Source organism: Bacillus sp. FSL K6-6038 (assembly GCF_038050455.1).
Taxonomy (GTDB): Bacteria; Bacillota; Bacilli; order Bacillales; family Bacillaceae_G; genus Bacillus_A; species Bacillus_A pseudomycoides.
Window position 1 is genome coordinate 4827243 of record NZ_JBBOUH010000001.1, and the last position, 18127, is coordinate 4845369.

17 protein-coding genes and 1 other annotated feature are annotated in these 18127 nt (G+C 37.4%); of the genes, 10 read left to right on the forward strand and 7 right to left on the reverse strand.

All coding sequences use genetic code 11. The features are described 5' to 3' along the window. Positions 1 to 296: 296 nt before the first annotated feature. On the forward strand, positions 297 to 1199 hold the full coding sequence (locus NSQ40_RS25565; protein WP_033796532.1) for an EamA family transporter: 903 nt from the start codon (positions 297 to 299) through the stop codon (positions 1197 to 1199). A 31-nt stretch (positions 1200 to 1230) separates the two neighbouring features. On the opposite strand, the gene metG is transcribed toward NSQ40_RS25565, so the two are convergent. Continuing rightward, positions 1231 to 2859: a methionine--tRNA ligase gene (gene metG, locus NSQ40_RS25570; protein WP_258248347.1), complete on the reverse strand. Its 1629-nt coding sequence runs from the start codon at positions 2857 to 2859 to the stop codon at positions 1231 to 1233. A 51-nt stretch (positions 2860 to 2910) separates the two neighbouring features. Beyond that, positions 2911 to 3184: a binding site (T-box leader), on the reverse strand. A gap of 116 nt (positions 3185 to 3300) precedes the next feature. On the opposite strand from metG, the gene NSQ40_RS25575 reads away from it, so the two are divergent. From NSQ40_RS25575 to NSQ40_RS25585, 3 genes are all read left to right on the forward strand, one after another. Next, on the forward strand, positions 3301 to 4095 hold the full coding sequence (locus tag NSQ40_RS25575) for a class I SAM-dependent methyltransferase (RefSeq protein ID WP_258248348.1): 795 nt from the start codon (positions 3301 to 3303) through the stop codon (positions 4093 to 4095). 315 nt (positions 4096 to 4410) lie between these two features. Continuing rightward, complete coding sequence (locus NSQ40_RS25580) at positions 4411 to 4983, forward strand: TetR/AcrR family transcriptional regulator (RefSeq protein ID WP_003201776.1); 573 nt, start codon at positions 4411 to 4413, stop codon at positions 4981 to 4983. Positions 4984 to 5167: 184 nt separating this feature from the next. Further along, on the forward strand, positions 5168 to 7915 hold the full coding sequence (locus NSQ40_RS25585) for a YhgE/Pip domain-containing protein (RefSeq protein ID WP_341286158.1): 2748 nt from the start codon (positions 5168 to 5170) through the stop codon (positions 7913 to 7915). 426 nt (positions 7916 to 8341) lie between these two features. On the opposite strand, the gene NSQ40_RS25590 is transcribed toward NSQ40_RS25585, so the two are convergent. Continuing rightward, complete coding sequence (locus tag NSQ40_RS25590) at positions 8342 to 9436, reverse strand: TIGR04053 family radical SAM/SPASM domain-containing protein (protein ID WP_033797895.1); 1095 nt, start codon at positions 9434 to 9436, stop codon at positions 8342 to 8344. A 140-nt stretch (positions 9437 to 9576) separates the two neighbouring features. Here NSQ40_RS25590 and NSQ40_RS25595 point away from each other — a divergent pair, with 140 nt between their 5' ends. Continuing rightward, positions 9577 to 9891, forward strand: a complete 315-nt coding sequence (locus NSQ40_RS25595) for a metal-sulfur cluster assembly factor (protein WP_003201771.1) — start codon at positions 9577 to 9579, stop codon at positions 9889 to 9891. Positions 9892 to 9935: 44 nt separating this feature from the next. On the opposite strand, the gene NSQ40_RS25600 is transcribed toward NSQ40_RS25595, so the two are convergent. The 4 genes from NSQ40_RS25600 to NSQ40_RS25615 form a co-directional block, all read right to left on the reverse strand. Continuing rightward, on the reverse strand, positions 9936 to 11585 hold the full coding sequence (locus NSQ40_RS25600) for a M4 family metallopeptidase (RefSeq protein WP_131202326.1): 1650 nt from the start codon (positions 11583 to 11585) through the stop codon (positions 9936 to 9938). A gap of 579 nt (positions 11586 to 12164) precedes the next feature. Next, positions 12165 to 12863, reverse strand: a complete 699-nt coding sequence (locus NSQ40_RS25605) for a pirin family protein (protein WP_016131087.1) — start codon at positions 12861 to 12863, stop codon at positions 12165 to 12167. 49 nt (positions 12864 to 12912) lie between these two features. Further along, entirely contained in the window at positions 12913 to 13323 is a 411-nt protein-coding gene (locus NSQ40_RS25610; protein WP_258248353.1) for a MarR family winged helix-turn-helix transcriptional regulator, read from the reverse strand. A gap of 113 nt (positions 13324 to 13436) precedes the next feature. After that, positions 13437 to 13871 carry a DUF3920 family protein gene (locus NSQ40_RS25615; protein WP_003201762.1) on the reverse strand — a complete coding sequence of 145 codons (435 nt, stop codon included), beginning with the start codon at positions 13869 to 13871 and terminating at the stop codon, positions 13437 to 13439. A 389-nt stretch (positions 13872 to 14260) separates the two neighbouring features. Between NSQ40_RS25615 and NSQ40_RS25620 the strand changes: the two genes are divergently transcribed. Both NSQ40_RS25620 and NSQ40_RS25625 read left to right on the forward strand, forming a co-directional pair. Then, entirely contained in the window at positions 14261 to 14701 is a 441-nt protein-coding gene (locus tag NSQ40_RS25620; RefSeq protein ID WP_018765061.1) for a Dps family protein, read from the forward strand. A gap of 317 nt (positions 14702 to 15018) precedes the next feature. Beyond that, positions 15019 to 15216, forward strand: a complete 198-nt coding sequence (locus NSQ40_RS25625; RefSeq protein WP_018765062.1) for a hypothetical protein — start codon at positions 15019 to 15021, stop codon at positions 15214 to 15216. A gap of 27 nt (positions 15217 to 15243) precedes the next feature. Here the strand turns inward: NSQ40_RS25625 and NSQ40_RS25630 are convergent, their stop codons facing one another. Continuing rightward, complete coding sequence (locus NSQ40_RS25630; RefSeq protein ID WP_258248354.1) at positions 15244 to 15822, reverse strand: LOG family protein; 579 nt, start codon at positions 15820 to 15822, stop codon at positions 15244 to 15246. A gap of 73 nt (positions 15823 to 15895) precedes the next feature. Here NSQ40_RS25630 and NSQ40_RS25635 point away from each other — a divergent pair, with 73 nt between their 5' ends. From NSQ40_RS25635 to NSQ40_RS25645, 3 genes are all read left to right on the forward strand, one after another. Continuing rightward, positions 15896 to 16216 (forward strand): MazG nucleotide pyrophosphohydrolase domain-containing protein, encoded by a 321-nt coding sequence (locus tag NSQ40_RS25635; RefSeq protein WP_016112448.1) that lies wholly within the window; start codon positions 15896 to 15898, stop codon positions 16214 to 16216. Positions 16217 to 16271: 55 nt separating this feature from the next. Continuing rightward, positions 16272 to 16778, forward strand: coding sequence for a ferritin (locus NSQ40_RS25640; protein ID WP_016112449.1), 507 nt, complete (start codon positions 16272 to 16274; stop codon positions 16776 to 16778). Positions 16779 to 16950: 172 nt separating this feature from the next. After that, a complete protein-coding gene (locus tag NSQ40_RS25645) occupies positions 16951 to 18123 on the forward strand; it encodes a DUF418 domain-containing protein (RefSeq protein WP_258248355.1) in 1173 nt (390 codons plus the stop codon). Positions 18124 to 18127: the final 4 nt, after the last annotated feature.

The following is an 18127-nucleotide window of genomic DNA, read 5'->3' on the forward strand; positions in this document are numbered from 1 at the left end:
CATAGTTAACTTTTAGAAATTCACTTATCCTTATTTTAGAAGATACGCGCAACTCTTCTCACATGTGATTTCTAAAAAAACACACAAAACTTGCGAAAAGAATTACATCTACTTTATATTGAAAATGTAAAAGAGATTGCTATAAACTAGAGTCATAGTCATTATCAAATGTTTTATATCCAAACTCACACACGATTGTGAGTGGCGGAATTTTGTAGAGTTTTCACTCTGTTTCGTTCGCCCGCTGTCCTGAATTGGACAGCGGGCGTTTTTTATTTGTCGAAGGAGGATTTTTTATGGAGAAATTTAAGTTTTCATTATTAGTTTTATTTGGCGCCTGCAGCTACGGCGTACTTTCTACAATTTTCAAACTTGGCTTTATGAACGGGTTTTCTGCACATGAGTTACTAGGTGGACAATATGTATTTGGTTGGGTGGGACTTTTATTGCTCGTTCTTTTCTTCTCGCGTCATAAAGTCTCGAAAAAACAAGCATTGACCTTATTAGCTGTCGGAACAACAATGAGCATGACCGGGATTTTCTACGCGATTTCTGTAGAAGAATTACCTGCTTCCATCGCTGTTGTTCTACTCTTTCAATTTACCTGGATTGGAGTAGTCATTGAAGCAGTCGCTAACAAGACATTACCAAGCCGCGAAAAGGTAATATCTATTATTATTTTATTTGCCGGAACATTATTTGCAGGCGGTGTGTTTGAAGGGCTTGGTCAAAACTTCTCTACAAAGGGTATTATCTTTGGACTATTAGCCGCTGTCTCTTTTTCCTTTTATGTCTTTGCAAGTGGCCGCGTTGCTACAAATGTACCACCCTATACAAAAAGCTTCCTTATGACAACAAGTGCTACACTTATTGTGTGTTTATTCTTTCCACCAACCTTTTTAATGGATGGTGCCTTGCAAGCTGGATTATGGAAGTACGCTATCTTCCTTGGATTCTTCGGTGTTGTTGTACCGGTAATTTGCTTCTCCATCGGTGTAGCAAAAGTCGGCATAGGATTGGGAACCATTTTAGGTGCTGCAGAACTACCAACAGCAATCATTGCTTCTATCACTCTTGTTCATGAAGTCGTATCACCGATGCAATGGCTCGGCATTGTTTGCATATTGCTTGGTATTTTCACACCACAAATTTTGACTGCACGGAAGGAGAAGAAAAAGAGCATAGAGCATAGCGCCTAAAAAAAGAGCACATCATGTGCTCTTTTTACTTTCATGCTCTATATAACCTTTCTACCTCTTTTTCAATTTGTTTTATATCAATTCTTTCAAATAAAGGCTGTACATGACTTATCCGCTCTGGCAATATATTTTCACATTTCCAGCCCGTATTCGTAATCGCTAGCATATTCCGCACCCTTTCACTTGAAAACGGTAAAAACGGCTCCAGTAACTGCGCAAAATTCACAATAAAATATACACAGGTGTAAATCGTCTCTTCGCAAGCAACAGGCTCTTCCTCCCTTTGCTTCCAAGGCGCCTGCTCATCAAAATATTTATTCGCAAAGCGTACCGTTTCAAAGATTGTTTCTACTGCTACTTTAAAATGAGCCTGCTCAATTGCATTTCCTACACTACGATATAATTCCTCTATTCTTTCTTTTAGCTCTAGATTTATATGCCCTTTTGGTACCGCACCGTCATAATATTTCTCAATAAACTTTAATGTACGATTTACAAAGTTCCCATATGCGCCTAGTAACTCACTGTTATGGCTATAAATAAATTCGCGCCAAGAAAAATCGGTATCGCGATTTTCTGGTGCATTAATCGTTAAGAAATAACGAATCGAATCTGGATCATACCGCTCTAATATATCCGGTACCCATACTGCCCAGTTTTTGCTTGTCGATAACTTTCGTTTCTCAACAGTTAAATATTCATTGGAAACGATATGACGCGGAATTGCCTTTTCTCCTATCCCAAGTAATACAGCTGGCCAAATAATAGAATGGAACGGAATATTATCCTTCCCATGAACATAGTATGTCCTCGCGCTGCTATTCCAGAACTCCCCATCATCTTGCCTTGTTTCCTCAGCCCATCGTTTACTCGCTGAATAATAACCAGCAACAGCTTCAATCCACACATAAATTTTCTTATCCTCATATCCCTTAACTGGAATTGGCACTCCAATTGGTAAATCACGTGATACAGCCCGGTCCTGTAATCCTTCTTCTAAGTAACGCTCTGTTAATTGGATTGCATTATCACGCCATGCTCCTTCTCGTTTTGCAACTGCTACGGCATCTTTAATCTGCGGCTGAAATTTATGCAAGGCAAAATAGAAATGCTCCGTTTCCTTAACTGCTGGCGTATTTCCACACAGCTTACATTTCTTTTCTAATAAATCGAGTGGATCTAAAATAGCTGAGCATGCATCACATTGATCCCCACGTGCTGGTTCATGGCAATGTGGACAACCCCCCTCCACATAGCGATCCGGTAAAAATTGTGTACACGTTTCACAATATGCTTGCTCAACTGTCTTTTTATAAATAAATCCTTCTTCTAACAAACGTAAGAAAATCTTCTGTACCGTTTCATGATGATGCTGTGCATCTGTACGTGTATAACAATCATACGTAAAACCAAGCTCCTTAAAACATCGCTCAAATTCCTCATGATAATAGTCTGCAATTTCTTTTGCAGTAACCCCTTCTTGTTTTGCCCGAATAGCAATCGGAGTTCCATTACAATCGCTTCCTGATACGTAAAGAACATTTTCACCTTTCGTTCTATAATAGCGAGCTAAAATATCCCCAGGTAATAAACCCGCAACATGCCCAAGATGTAAAGAGCCATTCGCATATGGCCAAGCTCCTCCAATAAAAGTACTCATCATCTATTCCTCCTTTTAAATATAAAAAGCCCCACCCCTATCTTCTAAAAAGATAAGGGCGGGGCTGTATAAACAGTCGCGGTACCACCTTATTTCGTCAGCTATTCACACAACTGACCTCGTCAAGTACGGAGCAATATTACGCTCTTATACTGTGGTTTTGATAACGAGAACCAACTCTCGTCGCCGCCTACTATTATCATCTGATAAGTTCAGGACGCAGCTCAAAGGCCATTGTTCAAATGAACATTCTTGCTTCTTCTCAGCTCCCGAAGCTCTCTGGAAAGAATGGTTTCATTCTACTTTTCCTTTTCAATGCTTTTCATATATAACACGTATTTTACGGATAAAGTACAGAAAAATCAAACTTTTTATAAAAGAAAACAGGAAATAAATAATCCCTTCCGAATATATACATGTTTAAAGAAAGGAGCGATCTCATTGAATCAAAAACAATTAAGCACAATTAATAAGCAAAGTTGGAACGCTGCTGCCTATGAGGCGTGGACCAATCGGCACGGTACACCCAAGGAATATGCAAAGAAATTATTACAAGATCCAGCCCATGAAGTATCCTATTACTTACCTTACATAGAGAATATACAGGAAAAACGCATCATAAATTTACTTGGTTCGAAAGGAAATAAAGCTGTGGCATTCGCATTATTAGGTGCTGACGTAACAGTTGTAGATATTTCTGAAAGCAATGCCAAATATGCAAATGAGCTAACGGATGCTGCAGGAACCTCTATTACATATATTGTTTCTGATGTACTAGACATTTCTCCTTCCAAAACATTCGATGTTGTTTTATTGGAGCTAGGTGTACTCCACTATTTTTTAGATCTTAAGCCACTCTTTAAATTAATCGCTGGGCTGCTAAAAGACGGTGGCACTTTCATACTTCGGGATTATCATCCTCTCTATACAAAGTTAGTAGCGATAGATCATGAAATGTTCCAGGCAAACGGGAATTATTTTTATGAAGAGATTATTGAAGATAACGTTGCTTATAGCAGTCTACTGGATAAAATGCAGCGAGACCTACTACCAAAAACGAAGATTCGTCGCTGGACGTTAGGAGAAATTATTACAGAGATTGCTAAAGCAAACTTACGCATTGAAGAACTTATTGAGGAACGTGGTCCACATCAGCGCTGGGTCTTCCCCGCTTCTGCACCAGAAGAAATAGAAGAACGCATCCCAGGGCTATACACATTAATCGCTACAACATAAAGTGAAACTTTTCATCAGTCCTCACTAATCGGGCTTTTATGGAAAAGAATGGCCAAATGAGTGATCATGATCCGGTGCTTGCACAGATTTATTTAAAGAAAGCTTCATAAGAAGAAAATAAAATGCACCTGCCATTATACAGAAGGGTGCATTTGTTTATTTTCATGTTCGTTTGATACAATAAATTTTATTTGTGACGGAGTAAAGATGTACGTTTGTAAAAATAAAACTTGAGAACATTAGGAATCTATGGTATTATCACAAACGTACCATTTGACCAAAATATCCATTTAGTCATTTTCAGGAGGTGAAAACGTGGCAATTGATCGAAAACGAGCAATTATTGAAGCGGCAACAAAGTCTTTTTCTGCATTTGGTTATAAAGCAACAACAATGGATCAAGTTGCAAAGCTTGCCAATGTTGGAAAAGGGACAATTTATACGTTTTTCAAAAATAAGGAAGAACTGTTTGGTGAAATCATTTCCGATCTAATTGCAGAAATGAAGCAAGTAGCAGAAATGGCAATTGATTCAAATGTACCATTTTTTGAAAACGTACATCGTTCTTTATATCGTATTTTAGAGTTTCGAAAAGATCATCAACTCATGATTAAGCTTATTCAAGAAGAGCGAGATATGGGGACAAAAGAAGTGCAAGATGTGATGAGAAAATTGGATTCCACAATTATTACGTTTATTAAATCGCGTCTTGAAGTTGCAATTGCAAAAGGTGAGATTACAGAATGTGATCCAGAAATTACAGCATTTATTATGCTTCGTTTATATGTATCGCTCATTTTTGATTGGGAAAAACATCATGAACCGTTAGAAAAAGAGCATATCGCTGAACTTTTTGAATTATATTTATTAAAAGGATTGTCGAAATGAGATAATCCTCTTATTATTATAAAATGTGACCGAATGAACAAAATAGTCATCAGTTAGTAAAGGAGGAATTGTAAGAAGATAGCAACACATACGAGAGGATGAATTGGTCGTTATTTTCTTCTTTTTTTTACAAAAACTGACTAAATGAACAAAATAGTCAATATTTTAGAGGGAGGGTCAAACAATGCGAGGATTGAAACTGCTTGGAAAAGAGTTTGCTACGATTATGACAAGCAAAAAAATCTTAATTCCAATTATTGCAGTCTTATTTATTCCAGTATTGTACGCTGGTATGTTCTTATGGGCGTTTTGGGATCCATATGACCAATTAGATGATTTACCAGTTGCAGTTGTAAACCTTGATAAAGGTGTAGTGTATAACGGAAAACCGGTTGAAGCCGGTAAGGAACTTGTTGATAATTTGAAAGAAAATACAGGCTTCAAATGGGAGTTTGTCAGCGAGAAAACAGCAAAAAAAGGAATGGACGATCGTAAATACTACATGACGATCCGCATTCCAAAAGACTTCTCTGAAAATACAACAACATTGTTGGATGCAAACCCTAAAAAATCAAAACTAGAGTTCATTCCAAATGAAAGCTTAAACTTCTTATCTTCACAAATTGGTGGATCAGCTATTGAAAAAATCAAAGGTGAAGTATCAGCTTCAGTAACAAAAACATATGCTGAGACAATGTTTGATTCATTAAAAGATGTTTCTAAAGGTTTTGCTGATGGAAGTGAGGGCGCTGGTAAGATTCATGATGGAACAGGTGAGTTAAAGGATGGGTCTGGAAAAGTAACAGATGGATTAAATACTTTAAATAGTAAGACTGGTGAAATGCAAACTGGAGTTGGAAAATTATTAGATGGTTCCCAGAAAATTGCAGGAGGATTAGGTCAATTTGTAGATCCAAAAGGAGACTTCCAAGGCGGTCTAGGAAGATTAACAAACGGTTCTCAGCAAATTGCAGGAGGATTAGGTCAATTTGTAGATCCAAAAGGAGACTTCCAAGGCGGTCTAGGAAGATTGACAAACGGTTCTCAGCAAATTGCAGGAGGATTAGGTCAATTTGTAGATCCAAAAGGAGACTTCCAAGGCGGTCTAGGAAGATTGACAAACGGTTCTCAGCAAATTGCAGATGGGCTTGTTCAATTTCAAGAAGGACAAGGAAAGTTAGCTGGTGGAGCAAAAGAAATTCAAAAAGGTATTAATGATTTACATGGTGGTTTAGAAAAATCATCAGCTGGCGTTCAAGAAATGCAAAAGAAATTGCCAGAGTTAACAAAAGGAACTGAAGATCTTAGCGCAGGTGCTTCTGAGTTAGCGCAGGGTGCAACAAAGTGGCAGCAAAAAGCAAATGAGTTAAGTGGTGGCGCTGAGAAAACAGCAAAAGGCGCTCAAGGCGTTGCGGACGGTTTAGTTGCTTTAAATGAACAAATCAAAAATCTACCTGATGGTGAAGCGAAACAAAAATTAAAAGCAACTGTTCAACAATTAGAAGCAGGTAGCAAAGATGTGGCAGCAGGTACAAAACAAGTTTCACAAGGTGTGAAAGGACTTGCTGGAAAAACAGATGAAATTCAAGGCGGTGCTACAAAACTTGCCGGTGGCGCAAATGCTATTCATGCTGGTCAGGTAGCGCTTCAAAACGGTGTCGATCAATTACAAAATGGTCAACAGCAACTTGTTGCCGGTGCCGGTAAATTAGCAGAAGGTCAACAGTCATTTGTAACGAATTTCCAAGTATTTGGTGAGAAATTAGGAGAAGCATCAAAAGGTGTAAGTGATTTAAATAGCGGTTTAAATCAACTGTCTAGTAAAGCAACAGCAGGCCTAGGTCAATTATCTACAGGAGCAAACCAATTGTCAGATGGCTTAGGTGAATTATCAAGAAAAGCAACAGCAGGCCTAGGTCAATTATCTACAGGAGCAAATCAAGTAGCAGGTGGCTTAGGTGAATTATCAGGAAAAGCAACAGCAGGCTTAGGTCAATTATCTACAGGAGCAAACCAATTGTCAGATGGCTTAGGTGAATTATCAGGAAAAGCAACAGCAGGCTTAGGTCAATTATCTACAGGAGCAAACCAATTGTCAGGTGGCTTAGGTGAATTATCTTCTGGTTCGAAACAAATGGCAGATGGTGTTAACCAACTAGCAGATGGCTCTGGTAAGGTGACAGAGGGTCTTGGTAAGGTAAATGACGGTTCAAAAGAACTCGCAACAAAACTTGGCGAAGGCGCTGAGAAAACAAGTGAAACAAAAGGTGACGAGAACAAATATGACATGTTCGCGAGTCCTGTGAAAGTGGAAACTGAGAAAGTGACAGAGGTTCCAAACTACGGAACAGGATTTACGCCGTACTTCTTATCTCTTGGTTTATTCGTTGGGGCACTCTTATTATCTATCGTGTTCCCATTACGCGAAACAGTTGGTATACCGAAATCAGGATTTAGCTGGTTTGTTAGTAAGTTTGGTGTACTACTTACCGTTGGTGTGATTCAAGCACTTGTGGCAGACGCAGTGTTACTGCTTGGGTTAGGTGTTGAAGTACAAAGTGTTCCATACTTCATATTGTTTAGTATTATTACAAGCTTAGCGTTTATTGCGTTAGTTCAATTTTTAGTAACGACTTTCAGCGATGCAGGACGTTTTATTGCGATCTTGACATTGATTTTACAATTAACAACAAGTGCGGGTACATTCCCACTTGAGTTAATTCCAAAACCGCTGCAAATCTTTAACGCATGGTTCCCGATGACATATTCTGTATCAGGATATAAAGCGGTTATTTCAAGTGGAGACTACAGCTTTATGTGGCAAAACGCAGGCATTTTAATGATGTTCATCGTTCTGTTATCACTTGGAACAATTGGTACATTAACTTGGATGCATAAGCGTCAATATGGGAAATTTACGGAAGCAGATTAAATGAAAGAAGCTGTCCCAAAAGGTCGTTGAATAACGACCTTTTGGAGACAGCTTTTCTTACTTTTATATGGATATTAACTATCTAATTTGAGAGTTATTATGGTGATTTTGGTCTATCGTAGCGGCTCTTTGATTACTTATTGTTGCCCATTTCCGTTAGCGGGATCATGCAAAAAAGGATCCCTTCACGGATAGGATCCTTTTTGCATACTTAACGCATATAAGTTGAGGTTGGAGATTACCATAATTCTGTAGAATAGGACACAAGGTATTTCAACATTTTGTCTCTGACTTACGCAGTCAAAAGGGGTATGACCAACATAACGAAGAGCAATGTTCAGTTGATACTGATAATCGTTATCAACTAATTAGAAGTATACATGATGTATCCTAAAAAGACAATAGGAATCTCACATTTTTTATTAGCTAGCTTCTTAAAGCTTTCGGTACATATACACAATATGGCTCGCTCTCTAAATAATCACCGGTTATCGCATATGCTCTTGAGCGAGAACCACCACACACATAACGGTATTCACACTTCCCACATTTTCCTTTATAGCTATCTGGATTACGTAATGCTTGAAAAATTGGTGAGTGACGGTAAATATCTCGTAAACGTGTTTCTCTCACGTTTCCAGCTTGAATAGGTAATAATCCGCTTGGATATACATCACCAATATGCGAAATGAAAACAAAGCCGTTACCGTCATTGACTCCTTTTGGCGCTCGTCCTAAACCATCAATTTTTCCAGTTAACCCATTTTGCAGCGCATCTTCATAACACATTCTTTGCTTGCTTTTACCTTCCTTATTCTTTTGCTGCATCACAACGCGGCGATAATGCTGAGCAGCTGTCGTCTTTATATCAAATGAAGCCCTTTTTCCTATTTCATATAATTTACGAAATACAAGTTCATGTTCTACTGGTGAAATCATATCCTCTACACTTCCCCTTCCAGTTGGAACAAGGAAAAACACGCTCCATAGTACACCACCTAACTTTTCAACAAGCGCCGCCATCTCCTCTACTTCATGAACATTGTACTTAGAAATAGTTGTATTGATTTGGACAGGAATCTGTAACTCATTTAAATACTGAATCGCATCCATCGTAAGCTGAAAAGACCCCGCCACTCCGCGAAAACGATCATGTGTCTCAGCTGTAGCACCATCGATACTAAAGGCCCAGCGTGCAAGTCCAACCCCTTTTGCTTTTTGTATTGCCTCTTTCGTCACATTTGGAGTCGCACTAGGCGTCATCGAAACGCGTAGTCCTTTTTGCACTGCATAATTTGCTAGCTCATAAATATCTTCTCTCATAAGCGGGTCCCCGCCTGAAAAAACTAGCATCGGCTGATTCATTTCATATATTTCATCAATTAATCTCTTCCCCTCAAGAAAAGTTAATTCTCTCGGATCTCTCCTATACTGCGCTTCAGCCCGGCAATGCAGACATTTTAATTCACAAGCTCGTGTAACTTCCCATATCACGATAAAAGGATTTTCATCATAGTTCATTTTCAATCTTGCTCCTTCCTACATACTTATAATCAGTATAGGAAAGATTCTAAAAAAACACTGTGAGCTATTTCACTGCATCTTTATCTTATTTCCTTTATAATGAGAATGGATATCATTAATATTAGGGGGTGTTGTGCATGTCGCAAGAATTCGAAGAGAAATTATATGCCAATTTAGAGGCTGTTATCGATCCTGAATTAGGCGTTGATATTATCAATCTTGGATTAGTATATGACGTAACAGCAGATGAAAATAATAATGCTGTTGTAACAATGACGATGACTTCGATCGGTTGTCCAATGGCTGGGCAGATCGTATCAGATGTCAAAAAAGTATTATCGACAAATGTACCGGAAGTAAATGAAATAGAGGTCAATGTGGTTTGGAATCCACCTTGGTCAAAAGAGCGTATGTCACGTATGGCAAAAATCGCTCTCGGTATTCGCGATTAAATAACAAAGAAAGACCTGACAACCAAGTCAGGTCTTTTTTCACCTTATTTCACACCAACTGCGTCATAAGCTTTCGTTACAGCTTGTACTTCTTTAGAGTTTTGACCATATAAGTCTGTCGCAGCTTGAAGTGCCGCTTGGCGCATCATTTTAAAGTTAGAGTTTGCAGTTAAATATTTTGTAAGAGCGCGGTAGTAAATTTTTTCTGTTGCTTCACGGCCTACGCCATTTACTTTCACACCATAATGCGTGCCACCTTCAGACACTAAATATGCGGCTTTATTATTAATACTACTGTTAATATGCACGCCGCCATTATCAGCTTTTCCAGTGTAGCGTTTACTGTAATGATCTGGGTAACCTTCACCAGGTTTTAATGGGTTCGGAATAGATGCTGGATCTTTCAGAGAACGAAGCGCATCCCCTTCAACACCAGGTGTATAAATATCAGCACCTAAATCCCAGCTTTTCTTCTCAACCATTACACCCATAATATCAGATAATGATTCATTTAATGCTCCTGACTCATCTTTGTAAACAAGATTCGCCGTATGCTCTGTTACAGCATGTGTTAGCTCATGTCCAATAACGTCTAAACCTGCAGATAATGGAATGAATGTTTTTCCATCCCCATCTCCATACATCATTTGTACACCGTTCCAAGCTGCGTTATTCCACCCTTCACCTACGTGAACAGTAGAAATCAGCCTCGCACCTTTATTATCGAAAGAATTACGGTTAAATGTCTTTTTATAATAATCGTATACTTTTCCTGCATTTACATGTGCGTCAACAGCCGCTTTATCTTCAAAGAATTTTGATTTACTTTCTACTTCTTCACCTGTATATCCAAGCCATTGTGAGAAGAGATTAAACCAGTTCTCATCCATATTTTGTGCATCAAACGTATGAACACCATTTCCACGTTTTCCATCAAACAAGTTAAATGCTCCTGTTTTTTCATCTTGAGCAATTTCAAATGATTGCTTGTTTCCTAGAACGCCATAGCCAAAACCAGTAATATGGTCGATTGCATTATATTTCTCAATCACATTTCCATTTGTTGCATCAACAAAGTAATGCCAGTATCCTGGTGCTGGTTTTGAAATAGACGCTTTAACAAGGTATGCAAGATAGTATTGTCCATCTTTTTCATACACATATAAATCTTTTTTCACACCATCATATTTATCTACTTTGCCAATTTCTTTCTCAATATCAGCCTTTGCAACTTCTACCGCCTTCTCATCAGTAATGCTAGCTGCAGCTGGGATGTTTTTATCTTCTAAATTCGGGATAACTTGCCCGAAGAACGCCTTTACATTATTGTCTTTATCAAGTGTAACTGTTTGATCTGATCCATACACAGGAATATTATTATGCTTCTCAACTAACTTCACATGTGTTGTACCCGATTCAGCGTCCTTTTCTTCCCCTACAATATTAAAATGTTTGTCAATATTTCCTGCTAATTTAAACATATCCTTCTTGCTCTCTAAATACTGAAATACTGTTTCCTTTTTATCTAATCCTTGCGGTGCTTTCCATTCCTCACCTATGTAAGCCGGTGTTTTAAATTCTTGGTGATACTGAATTTGCTGCTCTGCCGCTTGTGTTTTTGTTGCTCCGAATGCCCCAAAACCCCCAACGATAACGGATAAAGCTAATGCTGATGAAACGACTTGCTTTTTCAATCTAACACTCCCCATTCCCCAAAAATTTTTTGACACTCTTATACATTTCGAGAAAAGGAAAATATATCCTACCAAAAAATATTGAGAAACTTTTTTACAATTCCATCCAAAAATCCCTATTTTAAATTCACAAAACATTCCCATTATATTACACTTAAAAATATCTACATATAAAAAATAAAGATAAAATTGCATAGCCTTCTTAACTAGAATCATACTTTATCTTTGAAAGGTGGTGATATAATGTTACCGCAAATTATTATGTATTCCTTCTGTCCGATAACATTAGTAGCGACTTTCCTCCTTTTCATAAAACTACAGCAAAAAGCAATCTTATATTTTCTACCTACTATCGTTTCAGCAATATTAGGCGTTCTCTGCTATGCTCAGTTTTTATTCACTAACGGGTTAAATGAATTTGTTCTCGCCATTTTCTTTATAGTTACAGCATTAACAAATCTATTTTTCATTCTAATCTTAAAAGTATTCAAGATGTTTCGTATGAGGAATTAAGAAAAGCACAAAAAGAAATAGCGCATTATTTTCACTGCGCTATTTCTTTTTTATTCATAGTGTCTCTTATTGCTTTTTCATCTCAATCGCTAAATAATGTGAGTGCTCTTTTGCTTGAATACGAATATCTTCTTCAACTACTTCTGCTGCATCGCGCATTACAAGTGTCTCACCATTTACAACACCGCTTCCTTCAATTTGCACAAGATAAACTTGACGATCTTCGCTAACAGGGAAAGTAATTTCTTTTCCTGCTTCTAAAGATAGTGAATATAAATTTGCGTCTTGATGAATTTCAATTGGTGCACCACCATCAATTGGAGATACCATATGGAACCAATTGTTTTCACGTTTATTCCAATCAAACTTGAACTCACCGTAGTTTGGTGTGTGCCCTGCGCGGTCTGGTAAAATCCAAATTTGTAATAGGCGTAATGTCTCATTCCCTAAATTATGTTCACTATGAAAAACACCTGTACCAGCGCTCATATATTGTACATGTCCACGCTCAATTGTACCGCGGTTCCCCATGCTATCTTGATGTGTTAATGCACCATCTACAACGTAAGAAATAATCTCCATATCACGGTGCGGATGCATATCAAATCCTGTTTGCGCTGCTACTAAATCATCATTAATAACGCGAAGCGCCCCAAATCTCATATTATCTGGATTATAATAATCTGCGAATGAAAAATGAAAATGTGTATTTAACCAACCGTGATTTGCTCTTCCCATATTTTTATGATCAACTTTTTTAAACATATCCTTCACCTCATATTATCTCGAATTCGAGATATTTATTTAAAATTTTTTATTGTAACTTTCGAAGTAATTCTAGTAGTTGTTTTTGTTCATTACGATTTAACTTATCAAATTGTTCTGCTTGAAACGTCTCTTGCGGTGGAACAACATCTTCATACAAAACTCTGCCCTTTTCAGTTAACGAAAGGTATTTCGTAGTACCTTCCTGTTCTCGCTTAATCCAATCAAGCTGCTCCATTTTACTTAAAAGCTGCGTGATGTTCCCTTTTGTAACAAATAGCTTTCGCCCGAGTTCTTGCTGTGTTAATCGATCGTGCCCACCAATTTGGGCTAGAACATCAAACTGGGCAGCAGATAAACTCCATTCTTTCAAATGTTGATTTGTCTCACGAATGCTTCTGTTATAAAAGCGTGATAAACGAAACCATAACAATAATCCTAATCTTTCTTCTGTTTTCATTCCATCACCTCGCTTACTTGATGTCTTTAGTTTAGAACTAAACTTTAAAAATGTCAATTACTTTATTTTAGTAAGTAATAAACAAAAACATAGTAAATTTCTCTCACTATGCCTTAGTTTAAGTTTCTTCTTATATATTCATTCATTTTACGTTCTGCAAATGCTCGGGCATCCTTTTCAATCCCACGTGCTTCATACGCTTCTTTTCCAATGTATAATACATTTTTCTCATGTTGCATTGAATGCCTGAATTCATGTAGTAATGTTTTGAGCACTTGCTCATACTGTTCCCACATACAAACAAAAATCATTTGTCTTTCTTTATGATAAAAACCGCTTAAAGGAAATAAAAATTCTTCTTCCTCTTCTCCTAAGTTTACAAGCACATTATTTGTATCACACGTATCGCAAAAAATAACTGGAATTTCGCGTTTCTCAATAAGTGAAAATATATCATTTTTCACCCGCTGAATATCCCACGGAAACTCTGAGTCCAGCACATACCAATTTCCAGCTTGCTGATATACGTTTTGAAACTGGAGTTCCATTGCCCTCCATTCTCCTTTCTATATTCCCTTTTTCTATATGTATGCCACCATATAGGAAAAATAAACACATATTGCAATACAACATTACATCTATATAAATCCATTTTGATTTTTCAACATATAAGTCGCTGCTTTGAAGAACAAAAGGTGACCCCTACTTGTTTTCTCTCTTTGTTTTTACTTGGCATGGGGCAGGAAAAGGATCTGACCGCTTCTATGCATGGCTAGATGCTCTCTCCCACCTAAAAAGAAGGGTTTTATCTCGTTTTTCAATTTGTATTTATATAGTTCAAAAATAATGTTTGTAAATGGTTGATTTATATCAATTACTAGATTATAATAATTATAAATTAATAAAAGGTATAATAACTCAAAAGGAGATTGATCATATGAACACACAAGTAATCGAAGTATTAAACAAACAGGTAGCAGACTGGAACGTATTATTTACAAAACTACACAATTTCCATTGGTATGTAAAAGGACCTCAATTCTTTACACTACATGAGAAATTCGAACAATTTTACACAGAAGCAGCTGGACACATCGATGAAATTGCAGAACGCATTTTAGCAATTGGTGGCAAACCAGTAGCGACAATGAAAGAATACTTAGAACGATCTTCTGTTCAAGAAGCGGCTTACGGAGAGACTGCAGAAGGGATGGTCGAAGCAATTATGAAAGACTACCAAATGATGCTAGGCGAACTGAAAAAAGGTATGGAAATCGCGCAGGGTGCTGACGACGAAACGACATCTGACTTACTACTTGGCATCTACACAGAACTAGAAAAACACGCTTGGATGCTACGTGCGTTCTTGAATCAATAATACTATTAAAAGCGCAAGCGGCTCGCTCAGAACAGGAGGGCGTTGGAACTCCTGATTCAGAGGCGCTTTTTGCCTCAGATAAAGGAGTGAAACGACCGACTGTTCTAGCCGCTGGAGCTGGATACTATTAAAAGCGCAAGCGGCTCGGTCAATAAATCCCCTCAATTCACTTGAGGGGATTTATTATTATATCGATATATCTCAACCGTTTTTATGTTAAAATATAGAAAATAGCCTTCTAATAGTTACGTCTAGACAATACTTTTCCAAATTCATCATTTAGGTACTATCACTATCAAATGACGGGAGTGGTTCAGTTGAAAGACTATTTGATTCGAGTATTTTTCGCTTCATTAGCTGTTGGAATTACTTTCATGATAGCCAATATTTTAGGCATAAACGTAGATGTAGGAAGCTATCCTTTCCTTATCTGTATCGCGATACTTGGTGGTTGGGGTGGCTGGCATTTATATAAGAAATCTATGAAAGACAAATCTAAAGGCATTCCAAAATGAACGGAATGCCTCTTTTTATTCATCTTATTATGATAACTGCTTCCACTTATTCCCCATAACAGGTCTCTTATAGTTTTTCATGTGGAGCAATAATTCTTCTGCATTATCCGCCGAAACAATTAACTCTTTATTCGATGGATTCATAAACCCTTCTTCTGCCGCGCGTTCGATCATTTGCAAAATTGGACTATAAAAATTTTTAATATTTAATAATCCAACTGGCTTGTCATGAATTCCAATTTGTGACCAACATACAACCTCAAATAACTCTTCAAATGTTCCGTAGCCACCTGGTAACGCAATAAATGCATCCGCAAGCTCTCCCATTTTTGCTTTGCGCTCATGCATTGTTTCTACTTCAATTAGTTCTGTTAATCCTTTATGAACAATCTCTCCGCGAAATAAACCACGAGGCATAACACCAGTGACACGTCCGCCTAAGCGCAACACTTCATTGGCTACTTCCCCCATTAAACCAACACATGAACCGCCGTATACTAGTTCACAATTATTTTGGACAAGCACTTCTCCAAGCTTAATTGCTTGCTCTTTAAATTCAGGTCTTTCTCCTAAATTAGAACCTGCAAACACACAAATCTTTCTCATACCTACACCCCAAAACTATATATTGTTATGATACAATGAATATTGTACAACATATTGAGGGGATGGGAAAGAATTGAATATTGCCGAATTTCAGAGATGGGTTGAGGAATTTTACGAAAAACGAAGCTGGTCACAATATAACTCTTTTATTCGCTTGAATTTCTTAACAGAAGAAGTAGGAGAAGTTTCACGAGTTGTACGCGCCATTGAAATTGGACGCGATCGCCCAGATGAACAAGTAAAACAAGTGGAAGAATTGAAAATTGAATTAAAAGAAGAACTTGGAGATGTACTTGCAAACCTCATTATCCTTTCTCAAAAATATGATTTAGACTTACAAGATATTATGGAGGCACATGTCGAGAAGCTTTCTAATCGTTTCGAAAACAAATGAGAATATTTACCAATTATGATATAATGGTTCCGACAACATACAAAGGAGAGAATTTATGTTATCTACTAAATTACACGATGCGCTTAACGACCAAATGAATTTTGAATTTTACTCTGCCCATGTTTACATGGCAATGGCTGCTTACTGCACAGCAGAAAGCTATGATGGATTTGCAAACTTTTTCCTTGTACAAGCAGAAGAAGAGCGTTTCCACGCAATGAAACTTTACAATTACATTAATGACCGCGGAGAGCGCGCCATTATTACTGGATTCGAAAACCCTAACAATGAATATGAATCGGTTTTAAGCGCATTTGAGATCGCACTTGAGCATGAGCGTGAAGTAACAAAGCGTATTTACAACTTATCCGATATCGCTTGGGATGAGCGTGAGCACGCGACAATTACATTCTTAAAATGGTTCGTTGACGAACAGGTTGAAGAAGAAGCTTCTTTCGACAGCATCATCCAAAAACTAAAACGTATTACAAGCGACTCTAACGCTCTATTTATGTTAGATGCGGAATTGGAAAAACGTACGTTTACTCCTCCTGCTGAGTAATATCCTTATCACCTTAATGAATTCGTTAAGGTGATTTTTTTCTCCTTTAAATCACTTTTCACCTTAACATCGGATTAAAATCAGCTTAAATCTTCGCTCATTCTACATAGGACTACTATTATAAATGGTATTATTTTCAATATAGAGTACAAACGGGAAGGAGAACATCTCTATGAAACAACGTGTAGAAGCAATCGATGCCGTTCGTGGTTTTGCTTTATTCGGTATTTTACTTGTTAACATGACATTAATTCAATTTGGAATGTTTAGCGGTGAACAGCCTACTTATGTATTCCGAAAAGTTGATGAAGGTGCCAATTGGTTTATTCAATTTTTTGGCACCCACAATTTCATTTCCCTATTTTCTTTTCTATTTGGGATTAGTATTACTTTGCTGCAAAACAGTATCATAAAAAAAGAAAAACGTTTCTTTCCGGTTTATATCCGCCGCCTTAGTATTTTACTCATCCTCGGATATCTCCATGGTACTTTTATTTGGGATGGAGATATTTTATTCGGTTATGGAATTATAGGAATCTTATTAATGATGTTTATCAATCGAAAGCCCAAAACATTGATCATTTGGGCATCCATCATACTAGTACTAACTATGCTGATGTCTTATCCCTTTGAACCAAGTACCAATATGTCCGATGACTTTGCACCTTATATCGCAAAAGAACAACAGGTTCATGAAACTGGTAGCTATATAGAACATGTAAGCTTCCGCCTTAATGAAGATCCTTTTAAGTATATTGGGATCACTGGCTTTTTCGGAACATTTTTCATAACACTTTTCGCACTGATTTTCATGACTCCACTATTCCTACTAGGAATGTATGTTGGAAAAAAAGGCTGGCTTTTTGAAATAGATAAACATTTACCTTCCCTCAAAAAAATCTGGCTTATCAGCGGTATTTTTTCTTTCACAGTAAAAATCTTAGAACTATTAACAAAACAACCTCTTCTCATTATGTTAAAAGACAGTGTTACACCGCTTAGCATGGCCATTTTTTACGGAAGCTCTATCATTTTATTATTTCATTACAAAAAAGCATCACGCTTATTAGAATATATGGCTAACATGGGAAAAATGTCAGTTAGTAACTATTTAGCGCAATCCATCATTGCTACCACCATTTTTTATGCGTATGGACTTGGTTTATATGGGAAAATCGGCTACTTCTTTGGCATTGTATTAACAATTGTAATTTATGTCATCCAATTATATGCTAGCACCTGTTGGTTAAAAAGGTATCGCATAGGGCCAGTTGAATACGTATGGCGTCTTGGCACATATTTAAAAAGGCCTGCTTTTAAACGTAAGTTAAACAAAGTAAGTTAAATAA

Bases quoted from the DNA above. Each gene is read 5' to 3' on its own strand.
- metG (WP_258248347.1), bottom strand. From the start codon at position 2,859: ATGAGTACTTTTATTGGAGGAGCTTGGCCATATGCGAATGGCTCTTTA.
- NSQ40_RS25595 (WP_003201771.1), top strand. From the start codon at position 9,577: ATGTCGCAAGAATTCGAAGAGAAATTATATGCCAATTTAGAGGCTGTT.
- NSQ40_RS25565 (WP_033796532.1), top strand. From the start codon at position 297: ATGGAGAAATTTAAGTTTTCATTATTAGTTTTATTTGGCGCCTGCAGC.
- NSQ40_RS25585 (WP_341286158.1), top strand. From the start codon at position 5,168: ATGCGAGGATTGAAACTGCTTGGAAAAGAGTTTGCTACGATTATGACA.
- NSQ40_RS25590 (WP_033797895.1), bottom strand. From the start codon at position 9,436: ATGAACTATGATGAAAATCCTTTTATCGTGATATGGGAAGTTACACGA.
- NSQ40_RS25620 (WP_018765061.1), top strand. From the start codon at position 14,261: ATGAACACACAAGTAATCGAAGTATTAAACAAACAGGTAGCAGACTGG.
- NSQ40_RS25615 (WP_003201762.1), bottom strand. From the start codon at position 13,871: ATGGAACTCCAGTTTCAAAACGTATATCAGCAAGCTGGAAATTGGTAT.
- NSQ40_RS25630 (WP_258248354.1), bottom strand. From the start codon at position 15,822: ATGAGAAAGATTTGTGTGTTTGCAGGTTCTAATTTAGGAGAAAGACCT.
- NSQ40_RS25645 (WP_258248355.1), top strand. From the start codon at position 16,951: ATGAAACAACGTGTAGAAGCAATCGATGCCGTTCGTGGTTTTGCTTTA.
- NSQ40_RS25640 (WP_016112449.1), top strand. From the start codon at position 16,272: ATGTTATCTACTAAATTACACGATGCGCTTAACGACCAAATGAATTTT.
- NSQ40_RS25610 (WP_258248353.1), bottom strand. From the start codon at position 13,323: ATGAAAACAGAAGAAAGATTAGGATTATTGTTATGGTTTCGTTTATCA.
- NSQ40_RS25605 (WP_016131087.1), bottom strand. From the start codon at position 12,863: ATGTTTAAAAAAGTTGATCATAAAAATATGGGAAGAGCAAATCACGGT.